Genomic DNA, 25,425 nt, shown 5'->3' on the forward strand with positions numbered 1-25,425 from the left:
ACATCATGCAAGCATTCACCACTCATGAAGGCCTGGTGGCGCCGCTGGACCGCGAGAACGTCGACACGGACCAGATCATCCCCAAGCAGTTCCTGAAGTCCATCCATCGCAGCGGCTTCGGTCCCAACCTGTTCGACGCCTGGCGCTACCTGGACGAAGGCCAGCCCGGCATGGACAACAGCAAGCGGCCGCTGAACCCGGACTTCGTGCTGAACCAGCCGCGCTACCAGGGCGCTTCCATCCTGCTGTCGCGCAAGAACTTCGGCTGCGGCTCGAGCCGCGAGCATGCGCCGTGGGCGCTGGACCAGTACGGTTTCCGCGCGGTGATCGCGCCGTCGTTCGCCGACATCTTCTTCAACAACTGCTTCAAGAACGGCGTGCTGCCCATCGTGCTGTCGGAAGAGGACGTGGACAGCCTGTTCAAGGAAGTGGAGGCCAAGGAAGGCTACCGGTTGACCATCGACCTGGACCGCCAGGTGGTGGCGACGCCGTCGGGACGCGAACTGTCGTTCTCGATCGATACGTTCCGCAAGTACTGCATGCTCAACGGCCTGGACGAGATCGGCCTGACGCTGCGCCATGCGGACAAGATCAAGGCCTTCGAGCAGAAACGCCTGGCCGCCCAGCCCTGGCTGGACGTTCCGGCCCTGCGCGGCACCCAGGCCGGCCGCTGACACCGCACTCCGCCGGCCCCGCTGGGCCGGCCCCGACCCTGAATCAAGAGCCACAATGACACAACATATCGCAGTGCTGCCGGGCGACGGCATCGGTCCCGAGATCATCGAACAGGCCGTGCGCGTGCTGACTTCGCTGGGCGAATCGTTCAAACTCGAAGAACAGCCGGTGGGCGGCGCCGCCTATGAAGCGTCCGGCCATCCGTTGCCGCCGGCCACGCTCGAACTGGCCAAGAAGGCCGATGCGGTGCTGTTCGGCTCGGTGGGCGACTGGAAATACGACAAGCTCGAGCGCGCGCTGCGTCCCGAGCAGGCCATCCTGGGCCTGCGCAAGAACCTGGGCCTGTTCGCCAACCTGCGCCCGGCCATCCTGTATCCCGAGCTGGCCAATGCCTCGTCGCTCAAGCCCGAGGTGGTGTCGGGCCTGGACATCCTGATCATCCGCGAACTGACCGGCGATATCTATTTCGGCCAGCCGCGCGGCGTGCGCACGGCCCCGGACGGCGCGTTCGCGGGCCAGCGCGAAGGCTTCGACACGATGCGCTACGCCGAGCCGGAAATCCGCCGGATCGCGCACGTGGCCTTCCAGACCGCCCGCAAGCGCCGCGGGAAGTTGTGCAGCGTCGACAAATCCAACGTGCTGGAGACCTTCCAGTTCTGGAAGGATATCGTCACCGAGGTCGGCAAGGAGTATCCTGACGTGGAGCTCAGCCACATGTACGTGGACAACGCCGCCATGCAACTGGTGCGCGCGCCCAAGCAATTCGACGTGATCGTGACCGGCAACATGTTCGGCGACATCCTTTCCGACCAGGCTTCCATGCTGACGGGTTCCATCGGCATGCTGCCGTCCGCCTCGCTGAACGAGACGGGCAAGGGCCTGTACGAGCCCAGCCACGGCTCGGCGCCCGACATCGCGGGCAAGGACATCGCCAATCCACTGGCGACCATCCTCTCGGCGGCGATGATGCTGCGCTATTCGCTCGACAAGGCGGCCCAGGCCGACCGGATCGAGGCAGCCGTCAAGAAAGTGCTGGAGCAGGGCCTGCGCACGGCCGACATCTACGAAGAAGGCACGACTAAGGTCGGCACTGCCGAGATGGGCAGTGCCGTGATCAAAGCTCTGTAACCAGCCTGCGTGTCGCGCCCCCCGGGTGTGATGCGCCCGGCAAACAGTTTCAATCTGGACTACTTGTTAGGGGTGTGTAAATGAAAGCAGTTGGTCTGGTCGGCTGGCGTGGCATGGTCGGTTCCGTGCTCATGCAGCGCATGCGCGACGAAAACGATTTCTCGCTGATCGAGCCGGTGTTCTTCTCCACCAGCAACGCCGGCGGCGCGGCGCCCTCGTGGGCGCAGGGCGCCGGCCCGCTGCAGAACGCGTTCGACATCGAGGCGCTGAAGAAGCTGCCCATCATCGTCACGGCGCAGGGCGGCGACTACACCTCCGAGGTCTATCCCAAGCTGCGCGCCGCCGGCTGGGACGGCATCTGGATCGACGCGGCCAGCACGCTGCGGATGAAGGACGACGCCGTCATCGTGCTCGATCCCGTCAACCGCAACGTGATCGACCAGGCGTTGAAGAAGGGCGTCAGGAACTACATCGGCGGCAACTGCACGGTCAGTTGCATGCTGATGGGCCTGGGCGGCCTGTTCGAGCACGACCTGATCGACTGGATGACCAGCATGACCTACCAGGCCGCTTCCGGCGGCGGCGCGCAGCACATGCGCGAGCTGCTGACCCAGTTCGGCCTGCTCAACGCCACGGTGTCCGGCCTCCTGGCGGATCCGGCCTCGGCCATCCTGGAAATCGACCGCACGGTGCTGGCCAAGCAGCAGGACGGGTCGCTGCCGCAGGAACACTTCGGCGTGCCGCTGGCGGGCAACCTGATCCCCTGGATCGACAAGGACCTGGGCAACGGTACCTCGCGCGAGGAATGGAAGGGCGGCGCCGAGACCAACAAGATCCTGGGCCGGGGCGAGGGCTTCGGCTCGTCGCCCATTCCCATCGACGGCCTGTGCGTGCGCATCGGCGCCATGCGCTGCCACAGCCAGGCGCTGACCATCAAGCTCAAGAAGGACGTGCCGCTGGACGAGATCGAGGGCATGCTGCGCGAGAACAACCAGTGGGCCAAGGTCGTTCCCAACACGCGCGAGGCGTCGATGCAGTCGCTCACGCCCGTGGCCGTCACGGGCACGCTGGACATCCCGGTCGGCCGCATGCGCAAGCTGGCGATGGGCCCCGAGTACCTGAGCGCCTTCACCGTGGGCGACCAGCTGCTGTGGGGCGCGGCCGAGCCGCTGCGCCGCATGCTGCGCATCGCCCTGGGCGAACTCTGATCCCCGGGCTTGCATCAGAACGTACCTGAGCTTGCGACGGTAAGTCTCTGATGCTACAAGGAGGCCCGGCAGGCGCCGACCTGCCGGGATGACCAACCGCCAGACTGTTCGCGGGGGCTTTTGCGCATGGGATTAGGATGAACGGACTTTCCGACCGAGAGACAGGCCGTCCGGCCTTGACACACAAGCGTCCGCGCGCGGGCGGTCCATCGGCGGGGCTGCTGGCGCTGGGATTGGCGGCCGGGGCCCTATCGGCGGCGCAGGCCGCCGACCTGGGGGCGTTGAAGGTCCTGTCCGCATCCGGCGAACCGCTGCGTGCCGAGATCGCGGTCAATGCCGCGACACCCCAGGAAGCCGGCACGCTGAAGGCGGCCATCGCGCCGCGGGACGTCTACCGCCAGACCCAGTTGGAATACAGCGAGGCGCTGGCCAACCTGACGCTGCGCATCGAAGACCGTCCGGACGGACGCAAGGTGGTCAGCATCGCGTCGGCGGCGCCGCTGGACGTTCATGTTCTGGACCTGCTGGTGGAGCTGACCTGGAACATGGGCCGCTTCATCCGCCAGTACACCTTCATCCTGGATGCGCAGGCGCCCAAGGCGCAGGCGGCCGAGACGCAGTCCGCGCCCGCGGCCCTGGAGGTCAAGCCCGGCGATACCTTGTTCGGCATCGCGGGCCGCCTCAAGCCCGAAGGCGCGTCCATCTACCAGACCCTGGCGGCGCTGCTGCGCGCCAACCCCCAGGCCTTCGTCGACGGCAACATGAATCGGCTGCGCGCCGGCGCATCGCTGTCCGTGCCCGGCGCGGACGACGTGGAGGCGATCGACGCGGCGCAGGCGGCGGCCTTGTTCTCCAGCCAGGCCGAGGCCTTCGAGGCTTATCGCCAGCGGGTGGCGGGCGGCGCGAGGCAGGTGCCAGCCGGCGCGTCCACGGGCGGCGCCGAGTCGCGGGGCGATATCGCGTCTTCGGCCGGATCGCAGGCGGAGTCCGGCTCGAAGGAGGGCGATGCCCTCAAGCTTTCCAGTGGCGGCCAGGAGACGGCCGCCGGCGGCGAGCAGACCACGCGCGACCGCCTGGAGGAAGAGCGCGACGCCACCGCCAAGGCCATGCGCGAGGCGCAAGAGCGGGTCGAGGCCTTGCAGGGCAATGTCGAGGCCATGCGCGGCCTGCTCGAGGCGCAGAACGAAACCCTGGCGAAGATGGAGCAGCAGGCCCGCGACCGCGCGGCCGATGCCACGGGTCCCGCGGAAGCCGCGCCAACCGCGCCAACCGCGCCAACCGCAGATCCCGAGGCACGGCCTTCTCTGGCCGCCTCGGTGGCCAACAAGGTCCGCGACCACAGCGTGGCGGTGCTGGGCGCCATCGTCGCCGTGCTGGCGGCCCTGCTGGGGGCCTTCGCGCTGCGCCGCCGTTCGGCCCGCGCCGAGGCGGAAGAGGCGCGCGAGGCGGCGCGCATCGAGGCCGAGAACGCCAATGAGGAGGCCGACGCGTTGCCGCCGGCCGGGAGTGCCGCACCCGTCAACCACCTGCGCGACTGGGATGACATTCCGCCGTTCCCCATTCCCGATGATCTGCCGCCACGCGTGGAAGGCGAGCCCGACGACTATCCGGACGACGACGAGCCCGAGGACGCCGGCCGTCCCGTGGCGGTGCCGCCGGCCGCCGCGGCGGCCTTCGGCCTGGACCTGAACCTGGATGCCCCCGCGCCGGCCTTGCCTGCCCAGGACGCGTCCAGGCCGCCTCCCGCGCCGGGCATCGACCTGAATACGGACCTGGATGCGCCGGCCGGCATGGCCGCCAAGCTGGACCTGGCCAAGGCCTACGCCGACATGGGCGACCGCGCCGGCGCGCGCGAGCTGCTGGAAGAGGTCCTGCGCGACGGCGACTCGGACCAGCGCGAACGGGCGCGGGCGCTGCTCGCCTCCTGGTAGGGCCGCCCGCATGCCGCGCATCGCGCTGGGGCTGAGCTACGACGGCGCCCCCTGGTTGGGCTGGCAGACCCAGCCGCACCGGCGAACCGTGCAGGACCGGCTGGAGTCGGCCCTGGCCGACTTCGTCGGCCAGCCGGTGGCCACCACCTGCGCGGGCCGCACCGATACCGGCGTGCATGCCGCCCAGCAGATCGTGCATCTGGATACCGGGGTATTGCGTCCCGAACAGGCCTGGGTGCGCGGCGTGAACGCGCACCTGCCGCCCAGCATCGCGGTGCGCTGGGCCCGCGAGGTGCCGGCCGATTTCCACGCCCGTTTCTCCGCGCGTTCGCGTTCCTATGTCTACCTGCTGCTGGACGATCCCGTGCGCTCGCCGCTGTGGACGGGCCGCGCGGGCTGGAGCTTCCGGCCACTGGACCTGGAGGCGATGCGGTCGGGGGCTGCCCATCTGCTGGGCGAACACGACTTCAGCAGTTTCCGCTCGTCCGAGTGCCAGGCCGCCTCGCCGGTGCGTACGATGCACGAACTCGGCATCGAACGGCGCGGCCGGCTGGTGGTCTTCACCCTGCGCGCCAATGCCTTCCTGCACCACATGGTTCGCAACATCGTGGGGGCGCTGGTGTACGTGGGGCAGGGCAGGCAGCCCGCCGACTGGATGCCCGCGCTGCTGGCCGAGCGCAACCGGACCAAGGCCGCGCCCACGTTCTCGCCCGACGGCCTGTACCTGACGGCCGTGGGCTATCCCGGCGACTACGGCCTGCCGTCCACCGACGCGACCGACGAGATCCGCCTGGGGTGCTGATCCGCCGGCCGCCTGGCCGGCTTCCTAGCGGCAGCTGTAGTTCGCGCCGTCGGTGGCGGAACCGCTGCCCTTGTAGGTGGCCTTTTGCGGGTGGACGCAGATCGGCATGCTGACGCTGGCATCGGCCGACTTCAACATCAGCGGTCCGGGCTGCGTGCCTTTCTCGACCCAGGCGACCAGGGCGTCGAAGAACTGGTTGGCGGCGGGCAGCGGCACGGTGTCGGCCGTGGCTGCCGGCCCCGCGCTGCCGCTGACGGAGCCCACGCCGGCGCAGTGGCCCATGCCGGGGACCAGGTACAGCCGGTTGAAGGCCTGGACCGCCTCGATGCCGCCCATCTTGTCCGCCACGCGGCTCAGGTAGTTCAGCGAGCCGGCGGGCGTGATCAACTGATCGGCCAACCCGTGATAGCTGATGACCTTGCCGCCGCCGTCGCGCAGCTGCGTCAGGTCGGGATTGTCGGTGTTGATATGGCCGAAGGCCGCTTGCAGCGCGATGCCGCGGTCATAGGCGTTGGCCAGGTCGGCGTAGCTCATGTCCTTCCACTTGTCGGCGCCGTTGCCGGTCGCGTTGATGAAGGACGAGGTCGCATAGGCCGGGTTCTGCAATTCCAGCGCGACCATGTCGGTGGCGATGGTGAACGGGCGGGCGACCGGGGGCGTGCCCGAGGATCCGGCCAGGCCGCTGAGGTCGGTACCGCGCGTCAGGCCCCACCAGAGCTGCCTGCTGGCCAGCGTGGTGCCGCTGGCGTTGTCCGCCTGCGGGTCGGGGGCGCTGCCGTCGGCGGTCTGGCCGTACCAGATCTTGTTGATGGTACGGGCTTCGGCCAGCGAGACGCAGGCGGCGTCGGTGCTGGTGCCGACCACGCCGTTGCCGGCGACGCCCGCGCACAGCGCCGAGGCGTCGCGCGTCGGGTCGTATCGGCATTGGCCGGGATCGGCGATGAAGCCCAGGTGCTGGCCGCCCACCGTGTCGCAGGCGCTGACCGCGGCCGCGCTGACGCGGCGCAGCTTGTCGGCGGCGATCGGGCCGCCCAGGTCGCGCTGCATGGCCACCTGCGGATACAGCTCGTTGGTGATGAACCGGGTCCAGTTGAAGGCGGGCGCGCCGTTCAGGTAGCCGTCGTAGTCGTCCGGGTGTTCCTGGGCGATCTTGTAGCCCTGGCGGCCGCCGGTCGAGCAACCCTCCCAGTACGCGTACTGCTGCGGCTTGCCGTAGTACGCCTCGACCAGGGCCTTGGTCTTGACCGCGAGCTCGTGCAGGCTGCGTTCGGCGAAATCTCCCCACAGCGCGCTATTGATCGTGCCGTCCTCCTTCATCGCGAACGAGCCGTTGCCCGCGATGGCGTGGCCGGTGTCGGTGGTGCCGACCGCATAGCCCAGCGCCGCGGTGGCGGCGGCCCCGGCGTTGCCGATCTGCGTGGCCGAGGCCTGGCTGCCGCCGGCCCAGCCACCGCCGCCCAGGTTGCGGATACGCTGGTTCCAGTTGGCGGGCGTGGGCAGCCAGACCTCGAGGCCGATGCCGGGCGAGGTCGACGGTGCGCCCGCGGTGCCCGCATTGCCCGGACCGACCACCATCTTGACCAGGCACATGTCCTGGCTGGCCTTCGCCGGCGCGGGCGTGGCGGGAGTGTCCGCCAGCGCCAGGGCATCGCCCTGCCTGAACGCCTTCGCCAGGATGACCCGGGTATTCGCATCGGGTTTGAACGCCGTCTTCATGCTGTCGTCGCAGCTGAGCGTGGCCGAGGGCGAGGGAGGGGGCGGGGCGGGCGGATCGTCGCTGCCGCCACAGGCGCCCAGGGCGGCCAGCAGGCCCGCGGCCCAGGCGCGCGGTGGCAGGGTCGGGAGGGGGCGAAGGAGGGGGGAGGGATGCTGCTTCGGGCGTGCCATGATGATCTCCTCGGTAGGCAGCCGGGCTGCCGTCTTTCTTATGGGTGGAACCGCAGGCAGATGAACGCTTTCATGCAGGATAGTTCTTGTTTTTGTGATCGAATCATGCATATTGATGCATGATTGCTCAATCTAGGGCTTGTACCTAGCCTGCCCGACAGGCCGGCGACGGACGAAAGCCGCGGGGCGGTATGATGGCGGGATGTCCCGTACCCGTATCAAGATCTGCGGCCTGACCCGCGAGGAAGACGTCGCCGCCGCCGTCGGCGCGGGCGCCGATGCCATCGGCCTGGTCTTCTATCCCCCCAGCCGGCGGGCGCTGTCCCCGGCGCGCGCGGCCGAACTGCGGCGCCTCGTTCCGCCGTTCGTCGACGTGGTGGCCCTGTTCGTCAATGCCTCCGACGCGCAGGTCCGGGAGGTGCTGGACGTGGTCCGGCCCGACCTGCTCCAGTTCCATGGCGACGAGACGCCGCAGCAATGCGAGCGCCACGGCCACCGCTACCTGCGCGCCTTCCGGGTGGGCGGGCCGGGCATGGAAACGTCGCAGGCTTTGCTAAAATCGTGCCTACAGTACGGTTCCGCCGCAGGCTGGCTGTTCGACAGCCATTCCGACGGCTACGGCGGTAGCGGGAGAGTGTTCGATTGGTCTCTGGTCAGCAGCGAAAGCGCGCGTCCGGTCGTTTTGTCTGGTGGGTTGCATGCCGCAAATGTGGCGGCAGCCATTGAGTCCGTGCGCCCGTTCGCTGTCGACGTAAGCAGCGGCGTGGAAGAATCGCCAGGCATCAAATCCGCCGCCAAGATTGCCCAGTTCGTGGCGCAGGTGCGGCAAGCCGACGGCTATTGACGCCGCATTCCCCAATCCTTCCGGCGCGCGCCAGGCGCGCGGGCCGGGCTTCATAGCCGGGACCATCCCAGTGAAAACCTACGATTTCCCCGATGCGAGGGGCCATTTCGGCCCATATGGCGGCGTGTTCGTGGCCGAGACGCTCATGCACGCCCTGGACGAACTGCGCCAGAACTATGCGCGCTACCAGCACGATCCCGATTTCATCGCCGAATTCAACTATGAGCTCGAGCACTTCGTGGGCCGCCCCAGCCCGGTCTACCACGCCAGGCGCTGGTCCGAGGAACTGGGCGGCGCGCAGATCTGGTTCAAGCGGGAAGACCTGAACCACACCGGCGCCCACAAGGTGAACAACTGCATCGGGCAGGCGCTGCTGGCCCGCCGCATGGGCAAGCGCCGGGTGATCGCCGAGACCGGCGCCGGCCAGCACGGCGTGGCGACCGCCACGGTCGCGGCCCGCTACGGCATGGAGTGCGTGGTCTACATGGGCAGCGAGGACGTCAGGCGGCAGGCCGCCAACGTCTACCGGATGAAGCTGCTGGGCGCGACCGTCGTGCCCGTGGAATCGGGCTCGCGCACGCTGAAGGATGCGCTGAACGAAGCCATGCGCGACTGGGTGACCAACGTCGAGGACACCTTCTACATCATCGGCACGGTGGCCGGTCCGCACCCGTATCCGATGATGGTGCGCGACTTCCAGACCGTCATCGGCAACGAGTGCCTGGTGCAGATGCCCAAGGCCGCCGGGCGCCAGCCCGACGTCGTGATCGCGGCGGTGGGCGGCGGCTCGAACGCCATGGGCATCTTCCATCCCTACCTGCCGTACGACGACGTTGCGCTGGTGGGCGTGGAAGCCGCCGGAGAAGGCATGGAGACCGGGCGCCACGCGGCCTCGCTGGCCGGCGGCGCGCCGGGCGTGCTGCACGGCAACCGCACCTACGTGCTGCAGGACGCGAACGGACAGGTGATCGACACCCATTCCATCTCGGCCGGCCTGGACTATCCGGGCGTGGGCCCCGAGCATGCATGGCTGATGGACAGCGGCCGGGCGACCTACGTGGGCGTCACGGACGAGGAGGCCCTGGCGGCCTTCCATCACTGCTGCCGGATCGAGGGCATCATCCCGGCGCTGGAGTCGTCCCATGCCATCGCGCATGCGGTCCGGCTGGCGCCCACGCTGCCCAAGGACAAGATCCTGCTGGTCAACCTTTCCGGACGTGGCGACAAGGACATGCATACCGTCGCCGAACGTTCGGGCATCGTGCTCTGAGGGCGGTCTCCATGTCGTCATCCTCCCGTATCGCGGCCGCGTTCGCGCGCCGCGCCGCCGCTCCGGGCGCCTGCGCCCTGATTCCCTACGTCACCGCCGGCTACCCCACGCCGGCCAGCACGGTACCCATCATGCACGAACTGGTGGCCGCCGGCGCCGACGTGCTGGAACTGGGCGTGCCGTTCTCCGATCCCATGGCCGACGGGCCGGTCATCCAGCGCTCCAGCCAGCACGCGCTGGAACAGGGCGTGGGCCTGCGCGACGTGCTGGCCATGGTCAAGGAATTCCGCCGCACCGACAGCCAGACGCCGGTGGTGCTGATGGGCTATGCCAACCCCGTCGAGCGCATGGGGCAGGCCGCCTTCGCCGCCGCCGCCCGGCAAGCCGGCGTGGACGGCTGCCTGGTGGTGGACTATCCGCCCGAGGAAGCCGGCGAATTCGGCGCATTGCTGGAAGAACATGGCGTCGACCCCATCTTCCTGCTGGCGCCGACCACCACCGACGAGCGCATCCAGGCCGTGGCCCGGGTCGCCCGAGGCTACGTGTACTACGTGTCGCTCAAGGGCGTGACGGGCGCCGGCCACCTGGACGTCCGGGACGTCTCGCGCAGGCTGGCGCACATCCGGCAGTTCGTCTCGCTGCCGGTGGGCGTGGGCTTTGGCATCCGCGACGGCGACAGCGCCCGGGCGCTAGGCGCCGAGGCCGACGCCGTGGTCATCGGCACCCGGCTGATCCAGGAAATCGACGCCGCCGCCCAGGGCACTCCCCCGGAACGACAGCCCGAAATCTGCGCTCGCGCAGCGGGGGCATGGTTGCGTACAATCCGGGGGGCGCTAGATGCCCCGCCTCCGGGCGGGGCCTCCCAAGAATCAAGGAAATCCGCATGAGCTGGATAGAAAAACTGCTCCCTCCCCGCATCAAGACCACCGACGGCTCTCCGCGCCGCGTGCCGGAAGGCCTGTGGGTCAAGTGCCCGTCGTGCGAGTCGGTGCTGTACCGCGACGACCTGGTCAAGAACCTGAACGTCTGCCCCAAGTGCGAGCATCACATGCGCATCGGCGCGCGCCAGCGCATCGACGCGCTGCTGGACGCCGAGGGCCGCTACGAGATCGGCATCGGCACGCTGCCGGTGGACAGCCTCAAGTTCAAGGACACCAAGAAGTATCCCGACCGCCTGCAGGACGCCATGGCGCAGACCGGCGAGACCGACGCGCTGGTGGTCATGGGCGGCGCCATGCACACCCTGCCCGTGGTGGTGGCCTGCTTCGAGTTCGAGTTCATGGGCGGTTCGATGGGCTCGGTCGTGGGCGAGCGCTTCGTGCGTGGCGCGCAGGCCGCCATCGAGCAGAAGGTGCCGTTCATCTGCGTGACCGCTTCGGGCGGCGCGCGCATGCAGGAAGGCCTGCTGTCGCTGATGCAGATGGCCAAGACCACCGCCGCGCTGACGCTGCTGTCCTCGCGCAAGCTGCCGTTCATCAGCGTGCTGTCCGATCCCACCATGGGCGGCGTGTCGGCCAGCTTCGCGTTCATGGGCGACGTCGTGATCGCCGAGCCCAAGGCGCTGGTCGGCTTCGCCGGTCCGCGCGTGATCGAGCAGACCGTGCGCGAGAAATTGCCCGAGGGCTTCCAGCGCGCCGAGTTCCTGCTGGAGAAGGGCGCCATCGACATGATCGTCGATCGCCGCAAGATGCGCGAGGAGATCGCGCGCCTCCTGGCGCTGCTGACGCAGCAGCCTGCGGACGCGGTGGCCTGAGGCAGGAAAGAAACTGCGGCTAGTCTGCAACGCGACCGGTCATCGGTCGTATGCAGATGTAACGGGTTTGTTATAGTCGGAGTTTCCTTTCCCTCTTTCCGCGGGGGACCGCATCCTGCCCCCGCGGGGCAGGCGATCTTGGCGGTGCCCGCGCGAAGCTTCACAGGCAGCCGATCCGATGAAAAAAACCGCCCTAGCAGCCGCGCTTCTCGCTCTTGCTTCCTTCTCGGCCCACGGGGCCGATCCCACCGGCGGTTTCGCCAACGGCGGCTGGAGCGCACAGTACGGCGTGATCGACGGCAACCATCGCGCCACGCTCAACTACGAAACCTCGCCGCTCTGGCACATGAAGCTCGGCTCGACCCGCCTGGAACTCGTGGGAGAACTGGGCGGCTCGTACTGGTGGACCTCGAGCGCGCTGCCGGGCTACGCCCGCCACATGTGGCAACTCAACGCCATCCCGATGTTCCGCTGGTGGCCCACCGAACGCTTCTACATCGAAGGCGGCATCGGCGCCACGGCCGTCAGCGAGACCAAGTTCCACGACAAGGACATCAGCTCCACCTTCCAATTCGGCGACCACATCGGCGCCGGCTTCAAGCTGGCCGACAACATGCGCCTGGGCCTGCGCGTGTCGCACTTCTCCAATGGCGGCATGAAGAAACCCAACCAGGGCCTGAACCAGGTCCAGCTGAACTTCGCCATGGGTTTTTAGCCCCTCCTACGCGCTTCGCGCGCCCCCCAGGGGGCGATGCGCGTGGACCGGAAGGGAAGCCCACCCCACGCGGCCCATGGCCGCGCCCCTCAAGGGGCGGCGCTGGCGGACCGGCAAAGCCGGATCCGCTGCGCCCTGGGTCAGGGGCGGTCGCGGATACAAGAATGGCCTTGCATCATATGCAGGGCCGTTTTTATTGAGCCCAAGCGGCTGCCAGGTAGTATCGCCGTTCTCAGCCAGCCCGTTGGTACCCCAGGATGCGGTGGATCCGGCTCCGCCGGTCCACCCGCATCGCCCCCTGGGGGGCGCGCGTCAGCGCGTAGGGGGGGGGCCTCGATCACCCGCCGATGTAGCTCATTTCTATGCGGCCGGAGCGGGGCGTGTCGGCGGAGCGGCGTTCGGAGTAGTTGTCGGTGCGGGCCCGCCAGATGCGGGCGATGGCGGTGGCCAGTTGTTCGTCGCTGGCGCCGCCGCGCAACAGGGTGCGCAGGTCGTAGCCCTGGTCGGCGAACAGGCACAGGTAGAGCTGGCCCTCGGTGGACAGGCGGGCGCGGGTACAAGATGAACAGAAGGCCTGGGTGACGCTGGAGATGACGCCCACTTCGCCGCCGCCGTCGCGATAGCGCCAGCGCTGGGCGACTTCGCCAGCATAGTGCGGCTCCAGGGTTTCGAGCGGCCAGCGGGCGCCCAGGCGGCGCAGGATGTCGGCAGAGGGCACGACTTCATCCATCTTCCAGCCGTTGGAGGCGCCCACGTCCATGTACTCGATGAAGCGCAGGGTGTGGCCGGAGTGGCGGAAGTGCTCGGCCATGGGTTCGATCTGGTCGTCGTTGAGGCCCTTCTTGACCACCATGTTGACCTTGATGGGCCCCAGGCCCGCCTCGGCCGCGGCATCGATGCCCTGCAGCACGTCGGCAACGGCGAAGTCGACGTCGTTCATGCGGCGAAAGACCGTGTCGTCCAGCGCGTCCAGGCTGACGGTGACCCGGTTCAGGCCGGCGTCGGCCAGGGCGCGAGCCTTGCGCGCCAGCAGCGACGCGTTGGTGGTCAGGGTCAGGTCGAGCGGCTTGCCCGATGGCGTGCGCAGCTCGGCCAGCCGGGCAACCAGGGTCTCGATATTCTTGCGCAGCAGCGGTTCGCCGCCGGTCAGGCGGACCTTCTCGACGCCGTGGGCCACGAACAGCCGCGCCAGCCGCACGATTTCCTCGAAGCTGAGCAGGGCGTCGTGCGGCAGGTAAGGGTAGTCCTTGCCGAAGACTTCCTTGGGCATGCAGTACACGCAGCGGAAGTTGCAGCGGTCGGTGACGGAGATGCGCAGGTCGTGCAGCATCCTGCCGCGCGTGTCCGCCAGTTGGCCGGAGGGCGCGATGAGGTCACTGGCGTCGACGGGAACAGGGCGGCGCGCGCGGTAATCGGTCAGCAGGATGGTTTTTTCGGTCACGGTGCGAAGGACGGCAACAGGGGCGGGACTGGCCCGCCATGTTCTGTAATACTACCCCATGGCACGGGTGGAGCCTGCATCGCTACAATGGCCGGCATCGCCGGAACGCGGTTCTTGCAAGGGAATGGGATGAGACGTGGACGGGGCCTGCTCGGGGCGGGCATGATGGTGGCGCTTGGCGCCTGCGGAGGCGGGGATTCGGGCGATGGCGGCGGCCCGGCCGCGGTGCAGCAGTATCCGGCGGGCATCTATACCGGCAAGGCCGGGCCGCTCGCCACACAGCGCGATTTCATCGGCATCGTCGACGGCGGCCGCAATGGCACCGGCGGCAATTTCTATTTTGCCCTGGATACCGGAACCAGCCGCGGGTACGACGGCCTGTACGGTGGCCTGAGCGTCACGCTGGCCACGTTGCGCGCAACCAATGCCACCTACTATTCCACGGTCGATGGAAAATTCGTCGCCAATGGGGTGACGGTGTCGGGCATCGTGACCGGCGCGGCCTCCGCCGAGAACCCCGGAGCCCGTATCAGCGGGAACTACAGCAACCCCGCGGGCACGGCCGCGGCCACGTCGTCGCCCCTGGTGCCGTTTACGCTGGATTACCGCGAGGATCTGTACGTGCGGGCGTCGTCGCTGGCGACGATGGCGGGTACGTACCAGGGGGGAGGCCCGTTCGGCGGAGCCTGGAACATGACGGTGGACACCGCGGGCCGCCTGACCGGCAGCAACAGCGGATGCGCCCTGACCGGCTCGGTGTCCACGCCGAATCCGGCACGGGGCGTCTACGGCATCGTGCTGAATCTCGCCGGTACCGGCTGCTCGCGTCCGGGTTCCACGCAAACGGGATGGGCGGTCCTGACCTACGACGCCAAGGGCGCCAAGAGCGGCATCTGGGTGTTCACCACCGATGCCGACTCCAAGGCGCTGAACACGTTCATCCTGAACGGCCTGGCCGACAACAGCGTCGAGCCGCCGGACCCCGCCACGCCGCAGTTCGCCGAAGGGTACTGGACGCCCACCAGCGGCGCTTTCGAGGGTGTCGTCACGCCCGACAGCTACTATTTCCTGTATCGACGCAACGGAGCGGGCTATGACGTCCTAAGCGGACGGCTGACGCGGGTCGCGGGCAGCAACAGCAAGATGACGGACGAGGCGGCGACGTTCTACAGCGCGCAGGGCACGACCGCGGCCACCTCGCTGAACGGGACCGTCATCGGCGATGCATTCACGGGCAGTTTCGCGGATCCGGCGGCGGGCAATGCCGCCACGCAATTCGCGATGGCGAAGGACGGCATCTATCAGGCCGCGCCCGCCAGGCTGGCGGCCGTGGCGGGCAAGTCCTACCAGACCCCGTCGCTGGAGCCGCTTTCCATGACCGTGAACGTGGCCGCCGACGGCGTGCTGAGCGGTTCGCGCGAGGCATGCCGGATCGTCGACAGTTCGACCGATGGCGGACCGATCAGCCGCATCGGGCCTTATCCGGGGATCACCACGCAGAACCTGTTCCAGGTGAAGCTGATATTCACCGGCGCGGCGTGCGCGGGGAGCGAGGACGGCATCGCGGTGGCCGTATATGATCCGGGCGCCCAGACTGCCAAGGGATTGCGGATCTTCACCCTGGGCACGCTGACCAGCAGCACGCAGCGCGTTGCCAAGGTGGCGCAGTTGGCGACCCCGGCCCCCTAGCGCTAGTTGCCCGGATACAGCGACCGGTACGGCGTAAGCGGATACGCCACCGGTCCGCTGTATGGATGGAAGGCATAGCGCAGGTACACGCCGCCCATCAACTGGCGGTAGTCGCGCGCGTTGTCCATCGCCAGTTGCCCTCCCAGCGTCAATTGCGGCGCGATCTGGTATTCCATGGCCGCGGCCAGGCTGTAGCCCAGGCCGGTCTTGGTCTGCCCCGGATAGAAGGCGCCATTGGCGTTGGAGGTCAGGCCGAAGGCCGCGGCATCGATGGCGGCCTGCTGGGCGGCCGATTGCAGCGAGCCGTTGGTCGGGAAGTAGGGCGCCGAATCTTCCTTGAAGCGCTGCACGCCCAGCGATCCCTTGACCAGGTAGGAAAGGCGGCCGCTGCGCTGCGTCCACGAGACGGGCACACTGGCGGCGAAGAATTGCTGCGGGCTGAAGTAGCCGCCGTGGCCGTAGGTGAAGTAGCGCAGGTTCTTGTCGTAGCCGATGCCGGTGAAGTTGACGCCCGCCGTCAGTTCCGAGTCGGGCGTGCGGACCAGCCGCCAGTACAGGCCGCCGCCGCCTTCCAGGCGGGTGTTGGAGGCGACGTTCTCGCCGGTCAGCGCATGGAAGGCGCCGTAGCCGTAGACGCCGTAGTCGCCGTTGTCCCAGGTCAGTTCCAGGCGGCCGCCGGTGGCTGAGACGCCGCCCCAGGTCTGGCCGGTGCGCGCGTCGCGCGCGCCGGCGAAGGACAGCAGGCTGTCGGTGACGGGGCGGCGGGAGACGTCGGCCGAGTACGAGACTTCGCTGTTGATCGGGCCCTTGAATTTGAGGCCGGCGTTGATGTCCGTGTGGCGAAAGCCGAGCGGCGTGGTGCCCACGTCGGCCTGCAGGCGCTCGGATTCGTAGGCCACGGCCAGGCCGACGCCCGACTGGCTTTGCGAACCGGCGCCGCCGGTCGAACCCGCGGCCTGCTGAAGCGCGGCGACGGGGCCGGCGCCGAAGCGGCTGGACGCATCGTAGGAACTGCCCGGGGTGCCCGCATCGAGCGAGACGGGCGTGGCGCGCAGGGCCATCCTGCCGTCTCCCACCGGGAAGCGGTATTCGATCGGGGCCTGGATGTCGGTCAACTTGCCCAGGCCTTCTTCGCCCTGGCGCGTGCGCACGGTGCCGCCCACCGTCAGCGCGGGGCTGCGGGCTTGCTGGATGTCGTTGAGTTCGTCCATGGCCGTGCGGGGCCGGTCGGCCTGGGCCGCGGCCGGATCCCAGGGCCGGGCCTGGGCCGGCTGCACGGCGTAGCCGCCATAGCCGGGCGGCGGCGTCTGGGCGGCCACGGGCGGGGCATAGTAGGGCAAGGCGGCCTGGGGCGCGGTCTGCAACGGCATGGGCACGTAGGCGGGCGCCGCCGCTTGCGCGGGATAGGGCGGATAGGCGGGCGCCGGGGCGGCATTGCGCGCGGCCGGTTGTGTGCCGGGTTTGCGGCTGCCGGCCGTCGTCCGCGCGGCCGGCGCGGCGGGCTGGGCGGCGGCCGGTGCCAGGTACTCGGCCGGCGTGGGCGGAGCGCTGGGCGCCGGCGTGCCGTAGGGCGTGTAGCCCGATGCCGCGGCAAGCTGCACGGGCTGGGCTGCGAATCGCGAGGCGCCCGCCGGCGGCGGGATGTAGGGTTGCGGCGCGCCGGCATAGGCGGGTTGCGGCGCGGCCTGGGCCGGCAGCATGGCCGTTTGCGCCGCCGCGTAGGCCGGAGCGGGGGCGTAGCCGCCCGCCATCGGCACCGGGGCCGCGCCCCCATAGGGGGCGGGCGCGAAGGGACGTGGCGCCAGGGTCGAGCTGGAGCGCTGGCCCGGCAGCCCGACGAAGGGATTGCCGGAGCGCCCGGGGGCGGCGCCGGGCTGGCCGTTGGCCGCATAGGCCGGCGCGATGCCGCGCTGCCGGTTCTCGGCCTGGACGGCCGCGGCGAAATACTGTTCGGCCTTGCTGGACTTGCCCTGCGCGCGGTAGAGCCGGCCGGCGGCGGTCAGCACTTCCGGATTCTGGGGCGCCTGCCGCAGCGCGTTGTCGAGCACGTTCTCGGCATAGCCGTATTCCTTGGCCGAGGTCGCCATCGACGCGGCGGCCAGCATGGTCTCGAGATTGCGCGGGTCCTTCTGCAGCAACTGGTTGTACAGGCCCAGCGCCTGCTGGTAGTCGCGCGCGTCGGCGTACATGCGGGCCAGGGCGCCGACCACCTGCGGGTCGTCGGGCCGTTCGGCCAGCAGCGGCGCGAGGGTGTCGTAGGCCATGACGAGATCGCCCGACGTGCGCAGGCCGTCGGCCTGCCGCACGATGTAGGCCACGCGGATGTCCTCGTAGCTCCTGCGCTGGGTCGGGTTCATGGTCTCGGACTGGAGCTGGCGCAGGATGCCCGCCAGTTCGACGTCCTGCCGGGTGCGCAGCAGGATCGCGGCGTATTGCAGCCGCAGGCCGATGTCGGGCCGCGTGGTGCGCGACAGCAACTGGCGCATCATGTTGAGCGCGCGTCCAGTGTCGCCGGCGTCGGTGTAGCCCAGCGCGATGGCGCCCAGCAGTTCCGGATCCTGGCCGGCCTGGGGCTCGGCCTGGGCCAGCAGCGCGATCGCTTCCTGCGCGCGTCCCTGCCTGGCCAGCTCGGCGGCATCGGCGGCCTGGACGTGCACCCAGGCGCGCTTTTGCAGCGCGGCCATGTCGCGGGTGCGGCTTTGCGCGGGAATGTTGTCGAGCGTGTTCAGCGCGCCGCGCCAGTCCTGCATCTCGGTGGCCAGCAGCGCGCTCGCGTACTGTGCCTCGGGCAGGTCGGGGTTGGAGACGAGCAGACCGTCCATGACGCCGCGGGCATCGTTGTAGGCGCCCATCTTCATGTACAGGCGCGCCAGGTCCAGCCTTATCCAGGGGCTGGTGGGATCGTTCAGCAGGGCGTCCTCCAGGGCCACCCGCGCGCCGGCATCGTCGCCGCGCTGCGCGGCCGCCTTGGCCGCTCCCACCGCCTGGGCGGCGCGCAGCCGCCCCAGTTCGCCGATCCGTTCCTGCTGCTGCGGGGTCAGCTTCTCGACCAGGGCCAAGGCCTGGTCGGGCTTGTTGTTCTGCGCCATTACTCCCACCAGGCCGCGCAGCGCGTCGGGATTGTCGGGCTGGCGCGCCAGTACGCGGCGGTAGGCCGCTTCGGCGGCATCGAGCTGTCCGCTTTCGGCCAGCACGTCGCCCAGGCTGTTCTGGCCGGTCGGTTCGGCCGGATCGAGTTTGATCGCCTGTTCCAGCGTGCGCCGGGCGCCGTCCAGGTCGCCGTTGGCGCGCTGGGCGCCGGCCTGGCCGATCTGACTCCAGTAGGCGGCGCTGTTCAGGGCCGAGCGCCAGCGGGACGCGGAACCCTGCCGCGAGGCGCGTTCCAGCAGGTCGCGCGCCTGGGTGAAGTTTTCCTGCCGCAGGCGGATCAGGCCCATCCCGCCCAGCGCGTCGCCGTCGGCCGGCCGTGCCGCCAGCACGGCCTGGAAATCGCTTTCGGCCTTGACCAGGTCGCCGTTGTCCAGCGCCTGGAAGCCTTCCATCACGCGGCGGCGCTGCGGATCCGCCGACACCGCGGCGGCCTGGCGGGTCTGCTGCTGTTGCCGCTCGATCTCGTCGAGCTTGGTCTTGACGCCCGTGTCGTCGGGATAGACGTCCAGATAGGCCCGGTACAGCGGGGCATCGGCCGGCCGCGTGCCGGCCCAGGCCAGCGCCTTGCGCCAACTGTCGGCGGCGGCCTTGCCCACATCCTGGCGCCGGGCCAGCGCGGCCAGTTGCTGGATGCCTTCGCGCCGGGTCGATTCGCGGTAGGTCAGGTGCTGGGCCAGCGCCAGTGCGATCTGCGGATCGTTGGGGGATTCGCCGGCCAGCTTCTGCAGGCCGCGGCGGGCTTCCTCCCAGCCTTGCGGGGTGCCGCCCAGGGTCTGGTAGTACTCCAGCGCCAGCGGGCCTTCCGGGGCCTTGCCGCCCAGCGCCGTCTGGTAGGTGGCCAGCGCCTGGTCGGTCTGGCCGCTGCGCGCCTGCTGGCGGGCCTGTTGCAGCACCTGGGCATTGCCGCCCAGGTCGATGGCCTGCTCCAGGCGGCCGATCAGCGGGCTGCCGGGATGGCTGCGCCGGAGTTGGGCCAGGTAGGCGCGGGCCTGCTCCGGGCGGCCGCCATCGAGTTCGATCTGGGCCAGGCCGTACAGCGCGTCGGGATGGTTGGGCGCGAGCCGCAGCAGCTTCTGCCACGCTTCGGCGGCGCGTTCGCCGTTGCCGCGCGACTGCCAGTACTGGCCCTGCTCGACCAGGACCTTCACGGGGTCGCTCTGGGCCAGCGCGCCGCCGTGCAGGGCCGCGGCCAACAGGCCCAGGATTACCGTGTTGTGGCGTGCTGACATGCCTTCTCCCAGCTCAGCTTGAGTGTCCCCGAGGACAGGAATCGATACCGTTGTTGGTCCCAGCCGATCCCGAACAGTCCCAGCACATGATCGTAATAGCGTGGCGCCTGTTCGGGCGGGGCCCGGGGATCCGCGGGCAGGCTGGCCTGGACGCGGGTCCGCTGGCGCTTGAGCTCGTCGCTCGCGCCGCGCGCCGCGAGATAGGGTAGCAGCGCCGCCGAAAAACCTACAGGGGCCTCGCCCTTGGCGGCGCCGGTGGCGGCGTCGACCGATTCGGGCGGCAGGCCGGTGGCGGCCGTGGCCTCCTGCATGCCGGAGAGGGCCTGCAGCAGTGTCTTGCGCGCGGGATCGCCGGCCGGGGTCATGCCCGCCCACAGGTAGTTGCGGATGGCGTCGTAGCTGCCGACGGCACCCTTCTCGGGGTCGGCCACGAAGCCCGCGGCCTTCCCCTCGGGGGCCTGGTAGGCGACCCAGTCGGCCACGAAGCCGCGCGGCGCGGTGGCCTGGATCATGCGGACGGTGTTGGCGGCGATGGCCTGCCAGGGACCGTCGCGGTCGATCAGGGCGAACCGCCGCAGCAGGGGCACGGGCAGGTAGCTGGGGTTGAGCCGCCACAGCGGGCCGGACAGCGCGAAGCCGGTGGGGCCGGGCAGCAGCATCCTGCCCAGGCCGGGCAGGTCGGCCACTTCGTCGGCGGCCACCCGCGCCAGCAGGGCGCGCGCATCGCGGGCGTAGTCGGCGCGGTTCCACAGGCGGCCGGCCTCGGCCAGCGCGTACACGAACCACAGGTCGGCGTCCGAGGCCGCGTTGGCGTCGATCACGCCCCAGCTTCCATCCTGGCGCTGGCCCCATTGCCAGGCGGGCAGGCGGCCGCCGATGTCGCCCGCGGCCAGGTTGTCGATGCTCCAGCGCCAGACGCGGTCGAAGACCGCGCGGTCGTTGGCGACCAGCGCGAAGAACATGGCGTAGGACTGGCCTTCGGACGTGGAGGGGCGCTGGGCGACGCTATGGTCGATGACACGGCCGTCGGCTTGGACGAAGCGGCGCTGGAAATCGCTCCACAGCGGCCAGTCTGCCGGTTGGCAGGCCTGGGCCCAGGCGCCCGCCGGCAGTATCGCGGCGAGCGCCGACAGCGCCGCCAACCGGCGCCGCCATCGCGCCGCCAGGCCGCGGCTCGGAGCCTGGCGCGGAGGCGGCAGGATCCCGGCCATGGCCTCAAAGCGCGAGCCGGCGCCTGGCCCGGGCTCGCAGCGACAGGTACAGCACGACGGCCAGCAGCAGTGCGGCCACGATGCCAAGCAGGGCCAGCAGCAGCGGGTGGTTGGCAAGGTACCACTGGACGTGGAGCAGCGGGTTGAGCGAACCGACGAAGTAGGTCTGGTCGGCCGCCAGGCTGTCCACCTGCTTCTCGCGGATCACGACCGCGCTGCCTTGGATGGATTTGACCAGGTCCGGGTCGAGCATGGCCCGCATGGCCTCGTGCAGGCCGGCGGGCTGGTTGGCCGAGATGACGACCACGCTGCGCCCGCCGGACAGCGGCGACTCGAAGCCGGCGATGATCGCGTCGGAGCTGGCGCTGTTGAACGCCAGCGTCTGGCGGGTCGGCTTGGCGTTGGTGCGCGAGTCGCTGTCGCGCCACGAGAACAACTGGTAGACCTTGTCGGACAGCGAGAAGCGCTTGGCGTTGCCGTCCAGGCTGACGGGCATGTATTGCGCCCACTGTTGCAGCAACGGCTGGCGCCCGCCCGACGAGATCACCAGCAGGTCCTTGCCGCCCAGCGTTTCCGCCTGCCGCGCCGCCGCCACGGTGACGCCGGTGGCGGGGTAGCCGGTGGCATCGCCCAACCGGCCCAGCACCGTCAGGTAGGTGGAGTAGTCGGCCGGGGTCGGCGAGTCGGGCAGCACCACGGCGGTGTCGGACAGGTCGGCCATGCGGGTGAAGGGGAAGCCGCTGTTGCTGAACGCGGCCAGGTCAGGCATGGCGATGAAGTGCGAGAAGTGCGAGATGTCGATGGTCGAATCGGGCTCTATCGTGCCGCGCACGTTGTCCAGCACCACGTCCTTGCATTCGCCCTGCTTGATGTAGTCGTAGTAGTAATGGAACTGCATCTGCGTCTGCGCGGGCAGCATGAACAGCGGGATCTGGAACTTCGCGCGGGCCGGCACCGTGCCGTCGGGCATGACCTTGTCCAGCAGCCGGTCGACGCGGCTGGTGGCGTCGTGGCGGATGGCCAGCAGCGGCTCGGAGCGCAGGAAGCGCTGGTTGATGTTGATGTTCAGCGTGGACTTGTCGGGTTCGGCGCGCGGCGTGTAGCGGTAGCGCAGGTCGACCGGGATGCCTTTTTCGCGCCAGGCGAACAGGTCGGGCGGCATGCGGAAATTGACCCGGATCAGGTCGGGGGAATAGCCCGAGACATTCAGCGCGGCGGCGTCGGCCAGTTCGCCGAACTTGACCGCGCGGTCGGCGCGCAGCCAGTTGGGCGCATCGTAGGGCTTGCGCGGCTTCTGCTGCTCGATCCCGGTGATGGTGGCGGCCTGGCCCGACAGCGTGGGCGCGCCCACGGCAAGCGCGGTGGCCGCCGTCTTGAGTTCGGCCGCGTCGCGTCCCAGCACGAGCAGCAGCTTGCCGTAGGGATCGTTGGGGTTGGTCGCGACGGCCACGGTCGGCCCCTGGACCTGGGGCCAGGTCACCCCGGCGACGCGTTCGTTGGCCGTGGCCAGGATGACGGCGTTGCCGTGGTCGGGAATGGCGTTCTGCGTGACCGGGAAGGTGGCGCCGCGGTAGCTGGCCAGCGCGCCGAACCACGAGGACAGCACGCCCGCCGCTTCCAGCGCGGCGCCGCCCGGCGCCGAGGCGAAGACGAACGGCAGGTTCAACGGCCGGATGTCGCGCCGGTCGAAGAAGGGCTGGGGCAGCAGCGCGAGGTCGTTCTCCAGCGCGATGCGGGTGACTGTCAGTTCCAGCACGCTGTTGTTGCTGATGTTGGCCCACAGGCTGGAATGCGCCGGGTCCTCGCACTCCATCGTGTAGTGTCCGATCAGTTGCAGGTTCAGCCGGTTGAACTCGGTGATCAGGCGCGGAGGGATGGCGATGTCGCGCGTCAGGTTCACGCCGCCCTGTTCGCGCGGGACGGGGATGGACGAGGACACCTCGCCGTTGACCAGCACGTTGATGTGCGACAGGTCGGGCAGCAGGGCGGGGGAATAGGCATAGGCCAGGCGCAGCGTGGCGCCCGTGACGACTTCGTCCGCCCGCACGCTGAACGGGACGCCGTACACGCCGTCGATGCCGCGCAGTTGCAGCGGGAACAGCGCCCCCAGTTGCTTGAGCGTATAGGTATGGGTACGGGTGGCGCCCGGCACGGCGGATGTCACCTTGACCGGCGTGGCGCTGGCCGCGTTGGGAGCCGCCGCGGCCGCCATGGCGGATGCGTGCGGGAGGCAGGCGATCAGCCCGGCCGCCAGGGCGGGCAGGGCGCGCAGCCTCGTGGCCGCGAGGCTGCCCAGCGTCGATCTCGTTGTCATTGATCCCCCGTCTCGGGTATGGATGGAATGGCGCGCCGGTCGCGGCGCCAGAACAAGGCGAGCCGGCCCGTGCTGCGGGCGAGGTCCCAGAAGCCTTTCACGGCGATGCGCAATATCTCGGCGAAGGCGGTGGGCAGGGAGTCCCGCTCGTGGCTGCCCCAGGCCTGGGCCCAGGTGTCGGCGCGCGCGAAGGTCATCTGGGCGAGCTCGACTTCCTGCTGCACGTTCAGGTCCTTGAACTGGAGCCCCAGGTGGTCGCCGCGGCGGAACGCCGCCGTGGCCGGGAAGATGCCTTCCTCGGTGCCGCGATAGAGCGAGACGTGCAGGAGTTCGTCCATCGGGACGTCGGCGTCGGCCGGCACGCGCAGCCCCAGGCCGGTCTGCGAGAAATCGATGGTCTGGCAGGCCAGGGTCTTGCCGTTGCCGAACATGAGGCTGGCGGGCAGGGCGGTGGCGACGCGGGGGGAACGCCGCACCTGGCGCGTCTCGCCCGCCACCGCGACCGCCGCGCTGGTCATGATCAGGTTATAGACCGTCCACGCGAGATTGATCAGCACCGTCGCCACGTCGGGCGACTCCTGGAAGACCAGCCGGCCCGCGCCGACGAGGAAGCCGGCCAGGTTCAGGACCAGCAGCACGATGTAGGGCCGCGCCATGTCCCAGTCGAAATAGCCTTCCTCGGTCACGCCGCCCTTGTCGGTGACGTTGAACTTGCCGGCCTTGGGGTTGACGAAGGCCACCAGCGCGGGGCGCAGGATGTACCAGGCCAGCACCGACTCGTAGACCTCGTTCCAGAACGAATGCCGGAAGCGGCCCTGCATGCGGGAGTTCGTCAGCGAGGCGTGGAAGATGTGCGGCACGGCATAGGCCGTGATCATCAGCGCCGTTGCCTGGAAGACGTGGGCGCCCAGCAGCAGGTAGGCCAGCGGCGCGGTCAGGAAGATCAGGCGCGGCAGGCCGTAGAAAAAATGCAGCATCGCGTTCAGGTAGCACAGCCGCTGGCCCAGGGTCAGGCCGGGCCCGAGCAGCGGGTTGTCGACGCGGCATATCTGCGCCATGCCGCGCGCCCACCGGATGCGCTGGCCGACGTGGCGCGCCAGGCTTTCGGTCGCGAGGCCCGCGGCCTGGGGAATCGCCAGGTAGGCGGTGTTGTAGCCGCGCCGGTTGAGCTTGAGCGCGGTATGGGCGTCCTCGGTGACGGTCTCCACCGCCACGCCGCCGATCTCCATGAGAGGGCCGCGCCGTATCATCGCGCACGAGCCGCAGAAGAACGTGGCGTTCCAGAGGTCGTTGCCATCCTGGACCAGTCCGTAGAAAAGCTCGCCTTCGTTGGGGACGACGCGGAAGGTGTCCAGGTTCTTCTCGAAGGGGTCGGGCGAGAAGAAGAAGTGCGGCGTCTGCAGCATGGCCAGCTTGGGGTCGCGCAGGAACCAGCCCATGCAGATCTGCAGGAAGGAGCGCGTGGGTACGTGGTCGCAGTCGAAGATGGCGACGTATTCGCCGCTGGTCAGTTCCAGCGCGTGGTTGATGTTGCCGGCCTTGGCGTGGGCATTGTTGTCGCGCGTGACGTAGCCGACCCCCAGTTCCTCGCAGAAGGCCCTGAACTCGGGCCGCTTGCCGTCGTCCAGCACGAACACCTTGAGCTTGTCGGCGGGCCAGTCCAGGCCGATGGCGGTGTAGACCGTCTGGCGCACGACGTCCAGCGGTTCGTTGTAGGTCGGGATGAAGACGTCCACCGTCGGCCACATGGCCGGATCGGGCGGCATGGGCGCGGGCTTGCGTTCAAGCGGCCAGGCGGTCTGGAAATAGCCCAGCAGCAGGACCACCAGCGCGTACAGTTCGGCCGCGACCAGGCCGAAGCCGAAGAAGGCATCGAGGAGGTTCTCGAATCCCACCGTCGAGGTCAGCCGCCAGTACATGTATCGAAGCGACGCGGTTACCGACAGCACGATCATCGCCAGGGGGGCCAGCCGGCCCACGGTGGTGCTGAGCACCAGCGCCAGCCCGAAGCATGCGGCCGCGAAGACGGCCTGCTGCCCGAGCTCCAGGGGCACCGTCACGGCCAGCGCGAACAGCAGGGCGGCCAGGACCACCGTGATCACCCGCACCACCGGACGGTGCCAGCCGGACCATCGAAGCAGAACAGCACTCCAATCGTCCAGGCGGGCGGACATCGGG

17 protein-coding genes are annotated in these 25,425 nt (G+C 69.4%); 11 read left to right on the forward strand and 6 right to left on the reverse strand.

Features of this window, described 5'->3' with window-relative positions; all coding sequences use genetic code 11:
• Nucleotides 1-5 precede the first annotated feature (5 nt).
• The 5 genes from leuD (at nucleotide 6) to truA (ending at nucleotide 5,744) form a co-directional block, all read left to right on the forward strand.
• Nucleotides 6-674: a 3-isopropylmalate dehydratase small subunit gene (gene leuD, locus ABD104_RS21955; protein WP_087839211.1), complete on the forward strand. Its 669-nt coding sequence runs from the start codon at nucleotides 6-8 to the stop codon at nucleotides 672-674.
• Between the two features lie 55 nt (nucleotides 675-729).
• On the forward strand, nucleotides 730-1,803 hold the full coding sequence (leuB, locus tag ABD104_RS21960; RefSeq protein ID WP_087839212.1) for a 3-isopropylmalate dehydrogenase: 1,074 nt from the start codon (nucleotides 730-732) through the stop codon (nucleotides 1,801-1,803).
• Between the two features lie 80 nt (nucleotides 1,804-1,883).
• Nucleotides 1,884-3,011 (forward strand): aspartate-semialdehyde dehydrogenase, encoded by a 1,128-nt coding sequence (gene asd / locus ABD104_RS21965; RefSeq protein WP_087839213.1) that lies wholly within the window; start codon nucleotides 1,884-1,886, stop codon nucleotides 3,009-3,011.
• Between the two features lie 176 nt (nucleotides 3,012-3,187).
• Nucleotides 3,188-4,942: a motility hub landmark protein FimV gene (locus ABD104_RS21970; protein ID WP_343928187.1), complete on the forward strand. Its 1,755-nt coding sequence runs from the start codon at nucleotides 3,188-3,190 to the stop codon at nucleotides 4,940-4,942.
• Nucleotides 4,943-4,952: 10 nt separating this feature from the next.
• Nucleotides 4,953-5,744, forward strand: a complete 792-nt coding sequence (gene truA, locus ABD104_RS21975) for a tRNA pseudouridine(38-40) synthase TruA (protein ID WP_338615467.1) — start codon at nucleotides 4,953-4,955, stop codon at nucleotides 5,742-5,744.
• Between the two features lie 24 nt (nucleotides 5,745-5,768).
• Here truA and ABD104_RS21980 read toward each other — a convergent pair whose 3' ends face one another.
• Nucleotides 5,769-7,631 carry a tannase/feruloyl esterase family alpha/beta hydrolase gene (locus ABD104_RS21980; protein ID WP_343928188.1) on the reverse strand — a complete coding sequence of 621 codons (1,863 nt, stop codon included), beginning with the start codon at nucleotides 7,629-7,631 and terminating at the stop codon, nucleotides 5,769-5,771.
• Nucleotides 7,632-7,833: 202 nt separating this feature from the next.
• On the opposite strand from ABD104_RS21980, the gene ABD104_RS21985 reads away from it, so the two are divergent.
• The 5 genes from ABD104_RS21985 (at nucleotide 7,834) to ABD104_RS22005 (ending at nucleotide 12,213) form a co-directional block, all read left to right on the forward strand.
• Entirely contained in the window at nucleotides 7,834-8,475 is a 642-nt protein-coding gene (locus ABD104_RS21985; protein ID WP_087839217.1) for a phosphoribosylanthranilate isomerase, read from the forward strand.
• A gap of 70 nt (nucleotides 8,476-8,545) precedes the next feature.
• Complete coding sequence (gene trpB, locus ABD104_RS21990; protein ID WP_087839218.1) at nucleotides 8,546-9,745, forward strand: tryptophan synthase subunit beta; 1,200 nt, start codon at nucleotides 8,546-8,548, stop codon at nucleotides 9,743-9,745.
• Between the two features lie 11 nt (nucleotides 9,746-9,756).
• Nucleotides 9,757-10,632: a tryptophan synthase subunit alpha gene (gene trpA, locus ABD104_RS21995; RefSeq protein ID WP_087839219.1), complete on the forward strand. Its 876-nt coding sequence runs from the start codon at nucleotides 9,757-9,759 to the stop codon at nucleotides 10,630-10,632.
• On the forward strand, nucleotides 10,629-11,498 hold the full coding sequence (accD, locus tag ABD104_RS22000) for an acetyl-CoA carboxylase, carboxyltransferase subunit beta (protein WP_087839220.1): 870 nt from the start codon (nucleotides 10,629-10,631) through the stop codon (nucleotides 11,496-11,498). Before trpA ends, accD begins: the two co-directional genes overlap by 4 nt.
• Before the next feature lie 178 nt (nucleotides 11,499-11,676).
• Nucleotides 11,677-12,213, forward strand: coding sequence for an acyloxyacyl hydrolase (locus ABD104_RS22005; RefSeq protein ID WP_087839221.1), 537 nt, complete (start codon nucleotides 11,677-11,679; stop codon nucleotides 12,211-12,213).
• A gap of 337 nt (nucleotides 12,214-12,550) precedes the next feature.
• Here ABD104_RS22005 and moaA read toward each other — a convergent pair whose 3' ends face one another.
• Entirely contained in the window at nucleotides 12,551-13,654 is a 1,104-nt protein-coding gene (moaA, locus tag ABD104_RS22010; protein ID WP_087839222.1) for a GTP 3',8-cyclase MoaA, read from the reverse strand.
• 129 nt (nucleotides 13,655-13,783) lie between these two features.
• Between moaA and ABD104_RS22015 the strand changes: the two genes are divergently transcribed.
• On the forward strand, nucleotides 13,784-15,343 hold the full coding sequence (locus ABD104_RS22015) for a hypothetical protein (RefSeq protein WP_132980448.1): 1,560 nt from the start codon (nucleotides 13,784-13,786) through the stop codon (nucleotides 15,341-15,343).
• Between the two features lie 2 nt (nucleotides 15,344-15,345).
• Here the strand turns inward: ABD104_RS22015 and ABD104_RS22020 are convergent, their stop codons facing one another.
• Genes ABD104_RS22020 through bcsA form a run of 4 tightly spaced genes read right to left on the reverse strand, consistent with a single transcriptional unit; the run spans nucleotide 15,346 to nucleotide 25,421 of the window.
• Nucleotides 15,346-19,722, reverse strand: a complete 4,377-nt coding sequence (locus ABD104_RS22020; RefSeq protein ID WP_132980449.1) for a cellulose synthase subunit BcsC-related outer membrane protein — start codon at nucleotides 19,720-19,722, stop codon at nucleotides 15,346-15,348.
• Nucleotides 19,698-20,933 carry a cellulose synthase complex periplasmic endoglucanase BcsZ gene (gene bcsZ, locus ABD104_RS22025; RefSeq protein WP_087840492.1) on the reverse strand — a complete coding sequence of 412 codons (1,236 nt, stop codon included), beginning with the start codon at nucleotides 20,931-20,933 and terminating at the stop codon, nucleotides 19,698-19,700. Before bcsZ ends, ABD104_RS22020 begins: the two co-directional genes overlap by 25 nt.
• Before the next feature lie 4 nt (nucleotides 20,934-20,937).
• Nucleotides 20,938-23,247, reverse strand: a complete 2,310-nt coding sequence (gene bcsB, locus ABD104_RS22030) for a cellulose biosynthesis cyclic di-GMP-binding regulatory protein BcsB (RefSeq protein WP_343928189.1) — start codon at nucleotides 23,245-23,247, stop codon at nucleotides 20,938-20,940.
• Nucleotides 23,244-25,421, reverse strand: coding sequence for a UDP-forming cellulose synthase catalytic subunit (gene bcsA, locus ABD104_RS22035; RefSeq protein ID WP_087840495.1), 2,178 nt, complete (start codon nucleotides 25,419-25,421; stop codon nucleotides 23,244-23,246). The genes bcsB and bcsA overlap by 4 nt, the downstream gene beginning before the upstream one ends.
• Nucleotides 25,422-25,425: the final 4 nt, after the last annotated feature.

Origin of the sequence: Pigmentiphaga daeguensis (assembly GCF_039523035.1) — a bacterium.
GTDB classification, from domain to species: Bacteria; Pseudomonadota; Gammaproteobacteria; order Burkholderiales; family Burkholderiaceae_B; genus Pigmentiphaga; species Pigmentiphaga daeguensis.